12 protein-coding genes, 1 tRNA gene and 1 pseudogene are annotated in these 15486 nt (G+C 48.8%); 6 read left to right on the top strand and 8 right to left on the bottom strand.

The features are described 5' to 3' along the window. Nucleotides 1-127 precede the first annotated feature (127 nt). Nucleotides 128-589 (top strand): annotated as a pseudogene (locus tag RID53_RS26545) (cytochrome P450); the annotation flags it as partial. Nucleotides 590-633: 44 nt separating this feature from the next. Here the strand turns inward: RID53_RS26545 and RID53_RS26540 are convergent. From RID53_RS26540 to hisD, 7 genes are all read right to left on the bottom strand, one after another. Then, a complete protein-coding gene (locus tag RID53_RS26540; protein ID WP_446390949.1) occupies nt 634-1092 on the bottom strand; it encodes a dTDP-4-dehydrorhamnose 3,5-epimerase in 459 nt (152 codons plus the stop codon). A gap of 313 nt (nt 1093-1405) precedes the next feature. Next, nucleotides 1406-1984 (bottom strand): hypothetical protein, encoded by a 579-nt coding sequence (locus RID53_RS26535; protein WP_446390948.1) that lies wholly within the window; start codon nt 1982-1984, stop codon nt 1406-1408. A 198-nt stretch (nt 1985-2182) separates the two neighbouring features. Beyond that, on the bottom strand, nt 2183-2497 hold the full coding sequence (locus tag RID53_RS26530) for a hypothetical protein (protein WP_446390947.1): 315 nt from the start codon (nt 2495-2497) through the stop codon (nt 2183-2185). Further along, a tRNA-Leu gene (locus RID53_RS26525) sits at nt 2471-2552 on the bottom strand. The genes RID53_RS26530 and RID53_RS26525 overlap by 27 nt, the downstream gene beginning before the upstream one ends. A 359-nt stretch (nt 2553-2911) precedes the next feature. Next, nucleotides 2912-5152 carry a PAS domain-containing sensor histidine kinase gene (locus RID53_RS26520; protein WP_446390946.1) on the bottom strand — a complete coding sequence of 747 codons (2241 nt, stop codon included), beginning with the start codon at nt 5150-5152 and terminating at the stop codon, nt 2912-2914. A 420-nt stretch (nt 5153-5572) separates the two neighbouring features. Beyond that, nucleotides 5573-5998, bottom strand: coding sequence for a universal stress protein (locus RID53_RS26515; protein ID WP_446390945.1), 426 nt, complete (start codon nt 5996-5998; stop codon nt 5573-5575). Nucleotides 5999-6268: 270 nt separating this feature from the next. Continuing rightward, on the bottom strand, nt 6269-7579 hold the full coding sequence (hisD, locus tag RID53_RS26510) for a histidinol dehydrogenase (RefSeq protein WP_446390944.1): 1311 nt from the start codon (nt 7577-7579) through the stop codon (nt 6269-6271). A 212-nt stretch (nt 7580-7791) separates the two neighbouring features. On the opposite strand from hisD, the gene rpsT reads away from it, so the two are divergent. The 3 genes from rpsT (at nt 7792) to RID53_RS26495 (ending at nt 9477) form a co-directional block, all read left to right on the top strand. Next, nucleotides 7792-8133, top strand: coding sequence for a 30S ribosomal protein S20 (gene rpsT / locus RID53_RS26505; protein WP_446390943.1), 342 nt, complete (start codon nt 7792-7794; stop codon nt 8131-8133). 380 nt (nt 8134-8513) lie between these two features. Continuing rightward, a complete protein-coding gene (locus RID53_RS26500) occupies nt 8514-9302 on the top strand; it encodes a TatD family hydrolase (RefSeq protein WP_446390951.1) in 789 nt (262 codons plus the stop codon). Next, nucleotides 9292-9477: a hypothetical protein gene (locus tag RID53_RS26495; RefSeq protein ID WP_446390942.1), complete on the top strand. Its 186-nt coding sequence runs from the start codon at nt 9292-9294 to the stop codon at nt 9475-9477. The genes RID53_RS26500 and RID53_RS26495 overlap by 11 nt, the downstream gene beginning before the upstream one ends. Nucleotides 9478-9554: 77 nt before the next feature. Here the strand turns inward: RID53_RS26495 and RID53_RS26490 are convergent, their stop codons facing one another. Next, nucleotides 9555-9779, bottom strand: a complete 225-nt coding sequence (locus tag RID53_RS26490) for a hypothetical protein (protein ID WP_446390941.1) — start codon at nt 9777-9779, stop codon at nt 9555-9557. A gap of 300 nt (nt 9780-10079) precedes the next feature. Between RID53_RS26490 and rpoB the strand changes: the two genes are divergently transcribed. Continuing rightward, on the top strand, nt 10080-13430 hold the full coding sequence (gene rpoB, locus RID53_RS26485; RefSeq protein WP_446390940.1) for a DNA-directed RNA polymerase subunit beta: 3351 nt from the start codon (nt 10080-10082) through the stop codon (nt 13428-13430). A gap of 172 nt (nt 13431-13602) precedes the next feature. Further along, nucleotides 13603-15486 carry a DNA-directed RNA polymerase subunit gamma gene (locus tag RID53_RS26480; RefSeq protein WP_446390939.1) on the top strand — a complete coding sequence of 628 codons (1884 nt, stop codon included), beginning with the start codon at nt 13603-13605 and terminating at the stop codon, nt 15484-15486.

The following is a 15486-nucleotide window of genomic DNA, read 5'->3' as shown; positions in this document are numbered from 1 at the left end:
AGGCTGCTCAAAAAAACTCTCAAGAGTCCCAAAAACAATTACTGTTTCTTTAGAAGATATTCAAAGGTTTAATTTTTCGGACTTTTTGCCTGTATCAGCCATGTAGTTTTTTGTACTTCAAGTTGAAGTGCGGAGTCTAGGTTATTTAACAGCCGTGTGCCAGGAAACGCTACGGATTTATCCCATTGCTTTAAATCCTTTTCCCCGAATTGTTAAATCTCCCATCGAAATTATGGGTCACACTTTTGAGCCAGGGACAACACTCCTACCTTCGATTTATCTGACTCATCAGCGGGAGGATATCTATCCCGAACCGAAACGGTTTAAACCTGAACGGTTTTTAGAACGGCAATATTCTCAGTACGAATATTTACCCTTTGGGGGAGGAATTCGTCGCTGTATTGGGTCAGCACTTGCTCTATTTGAGATGAAATTGGTGTTAGCCAAGATTGTATCGCGCTGTGAACTAACCTTGGCAGATAATCGTCCAATTAAGCCAACTCGTCGGGGTTTAACCGTTGCGCCACCGCCAACCATGCGGATGAAAGTTACGCAGTTTCGGAGTCAGAAAACACCTGCGATGGTTTAATATAATTTAGTGCCAATTTTCGGCTGAATTGTGCAAGGGTTCAATTAATTGACTGCTAATAATGGGGTGTTCGTTGAACAAGTGACTTCTGTTAACTTAGCTTGAGCCAATTCTAAATCGTAAGGGAACGGTGGTTTGATTGGCTGATAATCCCGTTCATGAGGTGTACCGTGACGCAAGACCGCATTCACTACCACACAAGCTTCGGAATTGAGATTAATTGCACCATGAAGAATTCCGACTGGCACTTGCACCACTGTTGGCTGGGAGTCAATTAAAGGAATATAATCATACTGACGATTTCTTAGCACCACCAAGACAAAACTTCCCCGCACTACTAAAAGTTGATCGGTTTGAAATCGGTGAACAAATAGATCTTCCACGGTAGCAGGTGGAATCTGCACCAGCATGGTTTCGTGACTCGATTGGGGGGTGTAAAAATCGACTGTTCCGCCTTTGACCGATTCCAAGGGACGAACTTCGATGTTGTTGATTAAGCCCATGATCACTATCCCTCTTTTTTATCTCTATTTCTAATGTAGAGGGTAACTCTATTAATTTTTGTTGCTAAATTGACAAAATGTGCCAAATCATGATATTCGGCGTTTGGGTCTTACGCGATCGCACAAGCTAGCTTTACCGTTGCACCACCCTCTGTAGGTGACGCTACAGCCCTCACCCCCAGCCCCTTGATACTGCTGGCGAATCAGGGGTCAGACCCCTCACCCCGCTGCTCTATTCCTTCACGTACATTCATGGTTCACGCAAGCGAGTAACCCGTCAGCTTGCTCCCTGGAATGAGGCATTGTCACCCCTTCAGGTCTCAGCCCTTGGCATTGACGGTGGTTCTTTTCCTGGAGCCTTGACAGGAATATTCAGCAAATTGGAACTCGAACGAGATACTTTTTCTAGTTGAGCTTGTAAATTGGGTTTTGGGGATGGGTTGTTTCCACTCTCTGCTGCTGAGGGTTGAGCAGGGGTGACAGCCTCTCCCTCTACTTCTGTATCCGGGGATTCGGGGTTCTGTGATAATTCGGCTTCTGAACCTTCCTTTGGCTGAACCGTTTCCTCTTCCTGAGTCTCTGTTGCTTCCGCCTCGGAAACCTCTGGCTGTTGAGCGTTATCTTCTAACCCTGCATCAGTGGGCTTCTCCTGTACAGGTTGTGGGGGTGGGGTTTGAGGGACATTAACCGGGACATTAAGACCGTTGTAACCGACAAAAGCCGACTGATCCAGTTTCTGTTGCAAAAACGCCTTCTGTTCCTCCGGTGAGCGTCGCACCACAGGTTTCTGGGGTTTCGGAACTTTGAAACGGCGTCGCTGCAACGGATTGGTGTCGGACTTCCGACTCAAAGGTGAGAAATTTGGTTTGCGGATGGGTTCTCGGAAAGACATGACCAGAGGTTCCCCTGATTGATGCTGGTCTTTTCTGTCCCTCCCAGGAGGCGCGATCGCGTCTATGAGATGGATAGCAGAAAATATCTTTAAGCATACCCCCAAACAGGCGATCGCATTCTACCCCTATACAGAAAACTTAACAAAGTGCGATCATGTATTGAAAACAGGAAGCAGGGAACAGAAAACAATAAGGGTTCAACGCTGATGTAATCTAGGTCTTTGCTCCTTTAAATAGCTAGGCGCTGGCACATCACTACGCGCATATACATGACGCTGCCATTTTTTTTTGTCCGGCTCATTTTCCCAGAAAAAAGTTCCTAGATCACCAGAATATACCCAAACACGGTCATCCACTACCCACAAGAAATAGGTTGTATGACGTATATCAAATTGTTCAGATAATGTATACAAAGCATTTTGCTCCTGATCTAATATTTTGAATTCTCGATCAGGAAGATCAGAAGTTTCTTTGTTCTTCTTAAATGCGGACGAAAGGACTTGAACCTTCACACCTTGCGGTACTAGAACCTAAATCTAGCGCGTCTGCCAATTCCGCCACGTCCGCGACTCACTAGATAGCTATGATAGCAAAAACTTGACGATTTGGTTAACTGAGTTCGATATTTCAGCCGAACGCCCAATTCTACAGCAAAAAGTAGATGGCAGATGGTTTATAGCGCTACGCGCTGGGCAATGAATGGGCAATGGGCAATAGGCAATAGTGAAGGAAAACGCTTACCTGATAAGGGATTGAGCGATTTTATGTTTTCTTGATATGTCCTAACTAGAGTGCGTAGTGCTATATTCAAACTCGGTTGAACACCCCTCCAGAATACTGTAGAGACGTAGCATGCTACGTCTCTACCATCCTGAAAGCACACCAGGGTTATATCGGATTGGGATTTTATTCCCCATCGTCATCGCCTAGGAGTTATCCTGCCTAGGTTGTGGTAAAGGTAGGGTAATCGTCACCGTACTTCCTGCTTCTGCTTGAGACTCTACCGCGATCGCACCCCCTTGTACATCCACACAATATTTAACCAGCATCAGCCCTAAATGACTCCCCATCATCTCATTACCCTGACGATTGGTGTCGAAGGCGCTGAAGAAAACCTTTTGCTCAGATTCGGGCATCCCACTGCCAAAATCGGGGATACGAAATACCACCTTTTCATCTTGACACGACAATTCCAACTTGATCGGACTATCCTCTGGTGCATATCGCCATGCACTAATTAGTAAATTTGTCAACATCCGACGCAACAATCTTTCATCACCAATACCATAACAGGATTCTGAACCAACAAAACTAATCTGAGGTTTCGACGGTGTACGTTCCTGTAATTGGGTGATTAATTCTTGACACAACGGAGTTAAATCCAGTTCCGTGAGATTTAAACGCAGTTGCTTGGCTTCAATCTTTTTAATCAATAGCAGATCATTCAGGATTTGGTTAATCCGTTGAGCATTTCCTTGGATGCGCTGGAGATAGTAAAGGGTGTTGTTCTCCGTGTCAGAATCAGGATTATTTTCCAGGTATTTCGCATGGGAAAAAATCGTGTTCAGAGGATGGCGGAGTTCTTGGGTAATCACGGAAGCCAATCGGTCAACATGGGATTTGAGCGCCCGATATTCCGCTTCTTTTGCCATGGCTTCACTAGCGGCTACCCTCGCCTGTTTTTGTTCGCTCAAATCTTTAAACGTGATCACAACGGCACCGCCGTCCCCTTCAAGATGATCCAAGCGAGTCATTGTATACTCGTAATCCTTCACTCCCTCAACCGTGGTTAAGGTAATTTCGTCGGAGACAGATTGTCCTGTAGTTAAAACAATGTCCCGTTGAATATCCAACTGTTTCATCTGCTCAGTGGATAGCTTCAGATCATGCCACGTTTTCCCGATACAATCCTTTTGGCTAAGTCCCCACGCCTGGGCTGCGGATTGATTCACATAGACATATTTGCCCGTGCGATCGCACACCAGAAAAAAGTCACTAGAATTGGAGAGAATCGTATTTAGTAGTTGTCCCAGTTGTTCGACGGAGGTGTCTGGAGTTGCAGGAGGAGGGGGAACAGGAGACGTTTTCTCCGGCTGACTGGCTTTTTGTTTAACCGCTTGCTGCTGTTGAATCGCTTGTTGACGACGAATTACTTCTTGTTGCTTGGCTTTCAGACGTTTTTGTTGACTAATATCCTCCAGGATAAAAATGACTGAAATAGGTTCGTCTGATGTCTCCTGCACCAGCGCCACGGTAAGTCGTCCCCATTCGATGGGGCTATCCGGATGATGGAAAGGCTTCTCCAATTGGTAGGAATGACGTTCACCCGCGATTAATTGGCGAAACATTGCCGATTCCATTCCTGGCTTATCTAAATTCATCCACCTCATCAACGTGGGTGCTAATTCCTCAGCCGGACAACCGAGCATTGCCTGAAGTTTGGGGTTATATTCGATCAGGTTCCCCTGATGATCTAGAAGTCCTAGACCAATAACTGTTCGATTCACAATGGAACCAAACCGAGAATGAACGTGGGATTGCATAGAATCTTTATAGCGTGCGATCGTCAAATCTTGTAACCGCCAGCGCAATCCAATCACCTGACCCGCTGGATTTTGCACAGGCGCAACAGTTAGGGAAGCGAGGAATGAGGTATCACCACGGGGTTGAATCTGGACGGGCCAATTATTGATCGACTCCCCCTGTTTTAACTGACTCAACTTGTAATAAAAGTCCCGTCGTTCTTGAGTCGCGACAAAAACGGCGAAGGATTTGCCCACCAGACGTTCTGGAGAAAAGTTTAGTGATTGGGCGGCGGCTTGATTTGCCTCAACAATGATCGCGTCGGGATTTGTAACCAGGTAGCCATCGGGAGCAAACTCAAACAATTCCCGGTAACGCTGGCGTTCCGCTTCCAGAGCAATCTGGCTTTGGACTAATTTATCATTTTGTTGGCGTAGTTCTCCGGCAGCAAATTGTAGTTCTTGCAGGGAATGGGACAGTTCAGTCAAACTCTCCAGTAGTAAATGTTGCTGCTGGTTTGGGATCTCCTCCGTGTGTGGAGACTCCAGTGCGGGCAATTTGAGTGATTCGTGTGCCTGTTGCCAAAGCGTTTCTACACGTCTGAGGGATAAGGTAATCTGTTGATCAAAGGTTTCTGCGGTCATCTTTTATACACAATAGCTGCACCCTTTTTACCTCCATATTTTCTACTATCGTTCCGGAGTTTGTGTTAAGCATTTAGAGGAAGCTGGGGGAGATGAGGGAGATGAGGGAGATGAGGGAGATGGGGAAGGTAGGGGAGTGATGTAGAGACGTGTCATGGCGCGTCTGGAAACTGGGGACGATCATGACATAAGACGTAGCTTGTTTCTCACTCCCTTGATTATGACCAATGACATAAGTAGGTTGGTGGAAATAAGCTCAACCTTATGAAGTTATGTTAACAAGCCTCAAACCCTTACATAAACGAATGACGTAGCTTGCTTCTCAAGGGAGCGAGTATGACGAACGACGAATGACGTAGCTTGCTTCTCGCGAAAGCGAGTTCCCCACCGTTAACTTTAATTGTCCCCACCTACTTAAGACTATTCATTCGCCTTAACCACCAATACCGAACAAGGGGCGTCAGCCACCACCTGACTACTCACCGAACCTTGCAAAATTCGCTTTACGCCTGTCAATCCACGAGTGCCAATCACAATTAAATCCGCGTGGTAAATATGGGCAAGGCGAATGATTTCGGCGGCGGGATCACCGTTAACAATTTGAATTTCACTCGAACAAGGGAGTTTAGATTGATACAGGTGCAGTTGCTGTTCGGTTTCTTGGTAAAGAAACTCCTCCGAAGGATGTGGACGATCTACAGGGATGTCCATGTCAGGGTCTTGAGGAGGCATGACATGGCACAAGATAATTTTGGCGGCTGATGTTATTTGTAGGTTATCCAGGGTTTCAATTAAGCGATAGGTTGGCTTGGAGCTGTCGAGAGCTACCAGAATCGTCTTTAGCACCAAAATTTCTCCTCATTCATGAGCGATTGTGAGCGATCGGCTCCCAGCAATAGGAATTTTCCCTCTTGATCAGAGGTTTTGTCTACTGGTTTGACAAAAGTCATTTGTCCTTGGTCATTTGTCATTTGTCCTTTGTTCGGGAACAGGGAATGGGGAATTAAATAGTACTCTTAAGGTCAGTTATTGGGGAAGAGGTCATTGAGAATATTCGTCCTCAGCTTCCCCAGCTCCCCCAGCTTTCCCAGCTTCCCCAGCTCCCCCTGCTCTGTCTCAATCCGAATGTCGATCGCCAAAGGTGCGTAAGCGCACGGAATCGGCATGAGAAGGTAATCCTTCGGCTTGTGCCAACACCTGAATCGCTCCTGCCATTTTATTCAGGGCGGTTGAGGAATATTGAATCAGACTCGAGTGCTTCATGAATGTCTCTACACCCAACGCCGAAGCGTAGCGGGCAGCACCGGAGGTGGGTAAGGTGTGATTGGGTCCGGCGATATAGTCCCCCACGGCTTCTGGGGTGGAGGTTCCCAGGAAGATGGCACCCGCATGGCGGATTTGGTTGAGTAAGTCCCAGGGTTCGGTAATTTCTAGTTCTAAGTGTTCGGGGGCAAATTCATTAGAGAGTTCAGCGGCTGTTTCCAGGGAATCGACGACAATAATTAAGCCGTAGTGCGCGATCGCTTTTTCGGTGAGTTCGCGTCGGGGATGATCCTGTAGTTGGTGTTTGACTTCGGCTTGGACGTTTTTTGCCAATGTCGAGTCTGTCGTCACGAGAATCGCCGCCGCTAGCGAGTCATGTTCTGCCTGTGCCAATAAATCGGCGGCGACATAGACGGGGTTAGCGTTACTATCGGCAATAATTAGTACCTCTGAAGGACCGGCAAGGGAATCAATGCCCACAGTTCCGTAGATGAGTTTCTTTGCCAGGGTGACGTAGATATTCCCTGGACCAGTAATCACATCTACCTTGGGAATGGTTTCGGTTCCATACGCTAAAGCCGCGATCGCTTGGGCACCGCCAACGCGGTAAATGTTGCTCACACCTGCTTCTTGGGCAGCGACGAGGACGGCTGGATTAATCTTTTGCTCCAAGCCCGGAGGTGTGACCATCACGACTTGAGGCACTTTTGCCACTTTTGCCGGAATCGCATTCATTAGCACCGTACTCGGATACGCGGCTCGACCGCCAGGAACATAGAGTCCGGCTCGATCCACTGGCGTGTAGCGTTTGCCCAGAACCACCTCATCATCGCCAAACTGCACCCAAGATTTGGGGACACGTTGTCGGTGAAAGGCTTCAATCTGCCTTGCTGCCAACTGAATCGCATCCAGGAGTTCCTTGGATACTTGCTGGTAGGCAGCATCCAGTTCTGAGCCACTGACACGCAGTTGGTCAGGGGTTAAACGTTGATGATCGAATTCTTCGGTATAGTGCAAGAGGGCTTTATCCCCTTGGCGTTTTACCGTCTGCAAGACTTCTCGCACCGTCGCCTCTTTGTGCATGATTCCATCGTGGGAGGTGCGATCGCAGATCCGCCGCAGTTCATTTTTTGCCTCAGCCTGCTGAGTGATTATTCGCAGCATGGAGTCGGAGTGCCTATCATGAGGTATTACCCGTGGGAGACTAGGATAAAAACAGAGAGTTCCCTGAGCGGGAGTCCGTCCTTCCCTAGACTCTCTTCTCTAGCTTACCTGGATTTTTCTGGACTCGCGACACTTTTGACATAGATGTTATAGTAGTTGTTCTGGTATTTTGTAAATTAGAATCTCAAACCTTAGTTTTCCGGAAGATTTCTGTGGCTAATAGTAAGTCTGCTCTTAAACGTATCAAAATCGCTGAACGAAACCGAGTTCGTAATAAGACCTATAAATCAGCGGTGAGAACGCTGATGAAAAAATATTTTGAGGCTGTCGAGGATTACGCCCGTCAGCCAAGTCCTGAATCGTTGCAGGATGTCAAAAATCGTATGTCTGCTGCTTACTCTAAGATAGACAAAGCGGTGAAGCGGGGCGTTCTGCACAGTAACAATGGTTCTCGTAAGAAGTCCCGTCTGGTAAAGCAGCTCAAGAAGGTACAGGCTCAACTGAATCCTCCAGCGGCTGAAACATCGACGGCTGAAACGACAGAGGCATCCTAGGGCAGGGTGGCGGAAAGACGTGAGCCGTTGAGTCCATGCCCCTGAATCTGGGGGAGCAATGTAGAAAATGTAGAGACGTGCCACGGCACGTCTGGGAGCTGGGGGAAAGTTTAGCTAGTCAGTTATTTCTGCCGTTAGCTCACTGAGGCTGAGGCGGGTAAACACCCGCAAACTCTTATCTAGTAAGCTTGAGCGGATTTGAGCTTTTAGCCTAGGGTTTAATCCCTAGGGGGTTGGGAAGACGGGTACAAGATGTGAGTGACACCCGATTTTAATTAAGAGCGTGCTAATTCCCAAATAAGCTCTAAGCTAGGAAAAATGTTGGCTCCTTGGGTTGATCTTGGATAAGAATTGAGCAGGAGAGGACACACACAATGTCAATGCAGTTGATAGACACCCATGTTCATATCAACTTCGATGTCTTCGAGTCTGATCGAGAAGCGGTGCGCGATCGCTGGCGGGATGTCGGCGTCGTGCAGTTAGTGCATTCCTGTGTTGAACCGTCGGAGTTTTCCGGGATTCAGCAGTTAGCGGATCAATTCCCCGAACTGTCTTTCGCTGTCGGCTTACATCCCCTAGATGCCCACAAATGGACGCCCCAGATGGCGGATCAAATTCGCGCCTTGGCAGGTTCTGATGCCAGAGTTGTGGCAATTGGGGAAATGGGACTAGATTTCTACAAAGCCGAAAACCAAGACCAGCAAAAGCAGGTATTCGCTGCACAACTTGCGATCGCTCACGAGCTTGACTTACCCGTAATTATTCACTGTCGCGATGCTGCTGCTGATCTTCGTGATCAGGTGAAGCAGTTTTGTCAAGAGGTGGGACCCATTCGAGGTGTGATGCATTGTTGGGGGGGAACGCCAGAGGAGACTCAGTGGTTTTTGGATCTAGGTTTTTATATTAGCTTTAGTGGTATTGTCACCTTTAAAAACGCCACAGCCATTAAAGAATCAGCCACTCTAGTGCCAAGCGATCGCCTGCTGATTGAAACAGATTGTCCGTTCCTCGCCCCCGTACCCAAACGGGGGAAGCGCAATGAACCCGCTAACGTGTACCATGTTGCCGATTGTGTTGCCAAACTGCGGCAGATTCCCCTGGAAACCTTGGCACAAGAAACTACCCAGAATGCCTGTCGGCTGTTTAATCTGAGCGTAGATGATGCCTAGTGCCGCGCGGCAAAAATACTTGAGCAGCTTCGTAGATACGATGAAGCAGGGAGAGCAGGGGGAGCAGAGGGAGCAGAGGGAGCAGGGGGAGCAGAGGGAGCAGGGGGAGATGTTAGCTGTTCAGTTATTTCTGCCAGGACGCACTAGAACACCAGTTCGCGATCGCCAACCATAAAATTTATTATGCCCGATGAGCCTAGGGTTAGGTCAAAAAATGGGGGTTTGGGTTCAATGATTACGTTTTCAACTATGTCAGTCTATTACTTCCCCATCTCCCCCATCTTCCCCATCTCCCCCATCTTCCCCATCTCCCCCATCTTCCCCTAAAGCCAAAAAAGGAGTGGCAAACAGGTAAATCCCGTTGGGCTTGCGCCATAATTGATTAAGAAGAGTTACTATGTATAAAATTTTCTCAAGTTTTATCCCGCCATCACTGCCTACCCCGAAACAATCCTTAATTGATGCCCAACTGCCCACGAGGAGAAGATGCCGCCGATTCTATCTCATTGTAGATCAAGCCCTGTATCATCATTATCATTAAAACGCTCCCGCCGATTATTAAGACAGTCGTTATTATCCTCAGACTCTCTTATTGCTTCTTTGAGGTAAAAATTCTCGGCTTGGCAGCGCTAGACGCTGACTGGTATCTACCCCGATGGATATAGCCAATCATACTATCGTATTGCTCAGGATCGCTGACTAGAGGAGCAAATTCTGCCTCTACCTTGGCTGTGAAGCCCATCCTGACGCTGATTCACCCTCTCCAGAAGGAAAAGCATGACGACTCAAACTTATACAACTCCCACCTATCTATTACCAGACCTAGTTGAAATTCAGCGAGCCAGTTTTCGCTGGTTTCTTGAAGAAGGGTTAATTGAAGAACTTGACAGCTTCTCACCGATTAGTGACTACACAGGTAAGCTGGAACTCCACTTTATCGGCAAAGACTATAAGCTCAAGCGCCCTAAATACGATGTGGATGAAGCCAAGCGGCGAGACAGCACTTATGCGGTGCAAATGTATGTCCCCACTCGCCTGATCAACAAAGAGACAGGTGAGATTAAAGAGCAAGAAGTCTTTATTGGCGATCTGCCCCTGATGACCGATCGCGGTACGTTTATTATTAATGGTGCCGAGCGGGTCATTGTCAATCAAATTGTCCGCAGTCCCGGCGTCTACTACAAGTCGGAAATCGACAAAAACGGACGCCGCACCTACTCCGCTTCGTTAATTCCCAACCGAGGCGCATGGTTAAAATTTGAAACCGACAAAAATGATTTAGTCTGGGTTCGTATCGACAAAACCCGGAAACTGTCTGCCCAAGTTCTCTTAAAAGCCCTGGGACTCTCGGACAACGAAATTATCGATGCCCTGCGTCACCCCGATTATTATCAAAAGACCTTAGACAAAGAAGGCAATCCCAGTGAAGAAGAAGCTCTGATGGAGCTATATCGCAAGCTCCGTCCAGGTGAACCGCCGACAGTCAGCGGCGGTCAGCAGTTATTAGACTCACGCTTTTTCGACGCCAAACGGTACGATCTCGGTCGTGTCGGTCGCTACAAAATTAACCGCAAGTTGCGCCTAAATGTGGCTGATACAATTCGGGTGCTGACGCCCCAAGATATCATGGGCGCGATCGATTACCTGATCAACCTGGAATTTGATATTGGCAGCACCGACGATATCGACCACTTGGGGAACCGTCGGGTGCGTTCCGTGGGTGAACTGCTGCAAAACCAGGTGCGGGTGGGATTGAATCGTTTAGAACGGATTATTCGGGAACGGATGACCGTTTCTGATTCCGATACCCTAACCCCCGCCTCCTTGGTCAACCCCAAACCCCTAGTCGCGGCGATTAAAGAATTCTTTGGCTCATCTCAGCTATCCCAATTCATGGATCAGACCAATCCCCTAGCTGAGTTAACCCACAAACGCCGTTTATCTGCCCTTGGACCGGGTGGCTTAACCCGTGAACGGGCGGGGTTTGCGGTGCGGGATATTCACCCCTCGCACTATGGACGGATTTGCCCCATTGAGACGCCCGAAGGACCCAACGCTGGTCTAATTGGTTCCTTAGCCACCCATGCACGAGTTAACGCCTACGGCTTTATTGAAACCCCCTCGTACCCCGTAGAAAACGGGCGGGTGATTAAAGACAAAGCACCGCTTTACATGACTGCTGATGAAGAGGACGACTTGCGCGTTGCTCCCGGTGACATCCCCATGGATGAAAATGGTTATATCTTGGGCGAATCGGTTCCCGTGCGCTATCGCCAAGAATTCACCACCACCACCCCGGATCAAGTAGACTTTGTGGCGGTCTCTCCGGTACAAATTATCTCCGTGGCAACCTCACTCATTCCCTTCCTGGAACATGACGACGCCAACCGCGCCCTGATGGGTTCCAACATGCAACGGCAAGCCGTCCCCTTGTTGCGTCCAGAACGCCCCTTAGTGGGTACAGGCTTGGAAGCCCAAGCCGCACGAGATTCAGGGATGGTGATTGTCTCACGCAAAGCGGGTGAGGTTGTTTATGTGGATGCCACCAAAATCCGCGTCCAAACGGCTCCCAGCACCCCCGCCTTGCCCGGAGACAGCCTAGAGACAGAACAGACGAGCGAACCAGAAATCATCGAGTATGAACTCCAGAAATATCAGCGGTCTAACCAAGACACCTGCTTAAATCAGCGTCCGTTAGTCTTCTACGGGGATGACGTGGAAGCCGGTCAAATCCTAGCTGACGGTTCAGCCACTGAAGGGGGAGAACTGGCATTAGGGCAGAACATTCTGGTGGCATATATGCCTTGGGAAGGCTACAACTACGAAGACGCCATCCTGATTAGTGAACGACTGGTGTTGGATGATGTGTACACCAGTATTCACATTGAAAAATACGAAATTGAAGCCCGACAAACCAAACTCGGACCCGAAGAAATCACCCGTGAAATTCCCAACGTGGGGGAAGATTCGCTGCGCCAACTCGACGAACAAGGAATTATTCGGATCGGGGCGTGGGTAGAAGCCGGAGACATTCTCGTCGGGAAAGTCACCCCCAAAGGGGAATCAGATCAACCCCCCGAAGAAAAACTGCTGCGGGCGATTTTCGGGGAAAAAGCCCGGGATGTGCGGGACAACTCCTTGCGCGTTCCCAACGGCGAAAAAGGTCGGGTTGTGGATGTCCGCATCTTTACCCGTGAACAAGGGGATGAACTTCCCCCTGGTGCCAACATGGTGGTGCGCGTCTATGTGGCACAGAAGCGCAAGATTCAGGTGGGTGATAAAATGGCAGGTCGTCACGGCAATAAGGGGATTATTTCCCGGATTCTGCCGATGGAAGATATGCCCTACCTCCCTGATGGCACTCCCCTCGACATTATTCTCAATCCCTTGGGCGTTCCCAGTCGGATGAATGTCGGTCAAGTCTTTGAATGTTTACTGGGATGGGCGGGTGAAAACTTAGACCTGCGCTTTAAAATGATTCCCTTTGATGAAATGTATGGGGAAGAAGCATCCCGGCTGACTGTTCATGGCAAACTTCAGCAAGCGCGGGAAGAAACGGGACAAGATTGGGTATTTGATCCAGACAATCCCGGTAAAATTCAGGTGTTTGACGGTCGCACGGGTGAACCCTTTGATCGTCCGGTGACAATCGGTATCGCCTACATGTTAAAACTGGTTCACTTGGTCGATGATAAGATTCATGCTCGTTCCACCGGACCTTATTCCCTGGTTACTCAGCAACCGTTGGGTGGTAAGGCGCAGCAGGGCGGTCAACGATTTGGTGAAATGGAAGTTTGGGCATTGGAAGCTTTTGGCGCGGCTTATACCCTGCAAGAGTTACTCACCGTGAAATCAGACGATATGCAAGGTCGTAACGAAGCCCTCAACGCCATTGTTAAAGGCAAGGCAATTCCGCGACCCGGTACGCCAGAATCCTTTAAGGTGTTGATGCGAGAACTTCAATCCTTGGGACTGGATATTGCCGTTCACAAAGTCGAAACGGATGACGATGGCTCTAGCCGTGACTTAGAAGTCGATTTAATGGCAGATGGCGATCGCCGTCGTACCCCCAGCCGACCCACTTATGAATCTCTCCGCAGTGAGGAATTTCAAGAAGAAGAGACATAAGGTCTCTCTCGTTGAATAATGTAGAGACGTTGCTTACAACGTCTCTACACCCAGTCGAGGCGGGTTGAGTTACATCTGGGTGAATCAAACACGATAGTCGTCAAACCCGCCCCTACCCATTCAAAATTCAAGACGCGCCATGGCACGTCTGAAACCCTAAAAACCCTGGACGATGAAACAGCAACAAGAACAACGCTTTGACTACGTAAAAATTGGTATCGCCTCTCCAGAGCGCATCCGTACTTGGGGAGAACGCACCCTACCCAATGGTCAAGTGGTAGGGGAAGTGACAAAACCGGAAACGATTAACTATCGCACGCTCAAACCCGAAATGGACGGGCTATTTTGTGAGCGGATTTTTGGTCCAGCCAAAGACTGGGAATGTCACTGCGGTAAATATAAACGAGTTCGCCATCGCGGGATTGTCTGTGAACGCTGCGGCGTGGAAGTCACCGAGTCGCGGGTACGACGACATCGCATGGGGTTCATTAAACTGGCGGCGCCTGTGGCGCATGTTTGGTATCTCAAAGGAATTCCCAGTTACCTGAGTATTCTCTTGGATATGCCGTTGCGGGATGTCGAGCAGATTGTTTATTTCAATGCTTATGTTGTTCTGAGTCCAGGGAATGCTGAAAATCTCAGCTATAAACAGCTATTGACTGAAGACCAATGGCTGGAAATTGAGGAGCAACTTTACAGTGAAGACTCCGAACTCAATGGCGTAGAAGTGGGCATTGGTGCAGAAGCTCTACAACGACTCTTGCAAGATGTCAACTTAGACAACGAAGCCGAAAAACTGCGCGAGGACATCAGCAACGCCAAAGGTCAAAAGCGGGCAAAGCTGATTAAGCGACTGCGGGTAATTGATAACTTTATCGCCACCGGGTCGCAAGCCGAGTGGATGGTGCTGACGGTGATTCCGGTCATCCCGCCGGATCTGCGTCCCATGGTTCAGCTCGATGGTGGACGCTTTGCGACTTCAGACTTGAATGACTTGTATCGCCGGGTGATCAACCGCAATAATCGCTTGGCACGCCTCCAGGAAATCCTCGCCCCAGAAATTATTGTCCGCAACGAAAAGCGGATGCTGCAAGAAGCGGTTGATGCGCTGATTGATAATGGACGCCGAGGACGCACGGTGGTGGGTGCGAATAATCGGGCATTAAAGTCATTGTCGGACATTATTGAAGGGAAACAGGGTCGATTCCGCCAAAACCTGCTGGGGAAACGGGTGGATTACTCCGGACGTTCGGTAATTGTCGTCGGTCCGAATCTGAAAATTCACCAGTGCGGTTTACCCCGCGAAATGGCGATTGAACTGTTTCAACCCTTTGTGATCCATCGCCTGATTAGTCAAGGGTTAGTGAATAACATTAAAGCCGCCAAAAAACTGATTCAGCGCGGTGATGCCAGCGTTTGGGACGTGCTAGAAGAAGTGATTGCCGGTCATCCCGTCTTGCTCAACCGAGCGCCAACACTGCACCGCCTAGGGATTCAATCCTTTGAACCAATTTTGGTTGAAGGTCGCGCTATTCAACTTCACCCCTTAGTCTGTCCTGCCTTTAACGCGGACTTTGACGGTGACCAGATGGCGGTTCACGTTCCCTTGTCTTTGGAATCCCAAGCCGAAGCCCGATTGTTAATGTTGGCGTCCAATAATATTCTCTCTCCAGCAACAGGACGTCCGATTGTCGCACCCAGTCAGGACATGGTGTTGGGTTGCTATTACCTTACCGCCGAAAATCCCCATGCCAAAAAAGGAGAGGGTCGCTATTTTGCTTCGTTGGATGATGCCATCCGCGCCTTTGAACACCAGCAAGTTGAGTTACATGCTTACGTCTGGGTGCGTTTCGATGGCAAGATTCAGGCAGGCAAGTCGGAGGATGGGCAGGTGATTTCCTCAGAAACCTCTTCGGATGGGACGGTGACGAAAGTCTATAAAGACCGCCGCGTCCGAGAAACGGCAGATGGAGAACTGATTTCGCAGTACGTTCGCACGACACCAGGTCGGATTATTTACAACAAAGCCATTCAAGATGCCCTGATGATTACCTGA

The sequence above is a fragment of the Coleofasciculus sp. B1-GNL1-01 genome (assembly GCF_040220235.1).
Lineage (GTDB): Bacteria > Cyanobacteriota > Cyanobacteriia > Cyanobacteriales > Coleofasciculaceae > Coleofasciculus.
This window is presented reverse-complemented; position numbering and strand designations above follow the sequence as displayed.

What these genes read in the sequence shown, in the direction of transcription:
- RID53_RS26540 (WP_446390949.1), bottom strand. Translation starts at nt 1,092, where the DNA reads ATGGGCTTAATCAACAACATCGAAGTTCGTCCCTTGGAATCGGTCAAA.
- RID53_RS26500 (WP_446390951.1), top strand. Translation starts at nt 8,514, where the DNA reads ATGCAGTTGATAGACACCCATGTTCATATCAACTTCGATGTCTTCGAG.
- RID53_RS26520 (WP_446390946.1), bottom strand. Translation starts at nt 5,152, where the DNA reads ATGACCGCAGAAACCTTTGATCAACAGATTACCTTATCCCTCAGACGT.
- hisD (WP_446390944.1), bottom strand. Translation starts at nt 7,579, where the DNA reads ATGCTGCGAATAATCACTCAGCAGGCTGAGGCAAAAAATGAACTGCGG.
- rpoB (WP_446390940.1), top strand. Translation starts at nt 10,080, where the DNA reads ATGACGACTCAAACTTATACAACTCCCACCTATCTATTACCAGACCTA.
- RID53_RS26480 (WP_446390939.1), top strand. Translation starts at nt 13,603, where the DNA reads ATGAAACAGCAACAAGAACAACGCTTTGACTACGTAAAAATTGGTATC.
- RID53_RS26495 (WP_446390942.1), top strand. Translation starts at nt 9,292, where the DNA reads ATGATGCCTAGTGCCGCGCGGCAAAAATACTTGAGCAGCTTCGTAGAT.
- RID53_RS26535 (WP_446390948.1), bottom strand. Translation starts at nt 1,984, where the DNA reads ATGTCTTTCCGAGAACCCATCCGCAAACCAAATTTCTCACCTTTGAGT.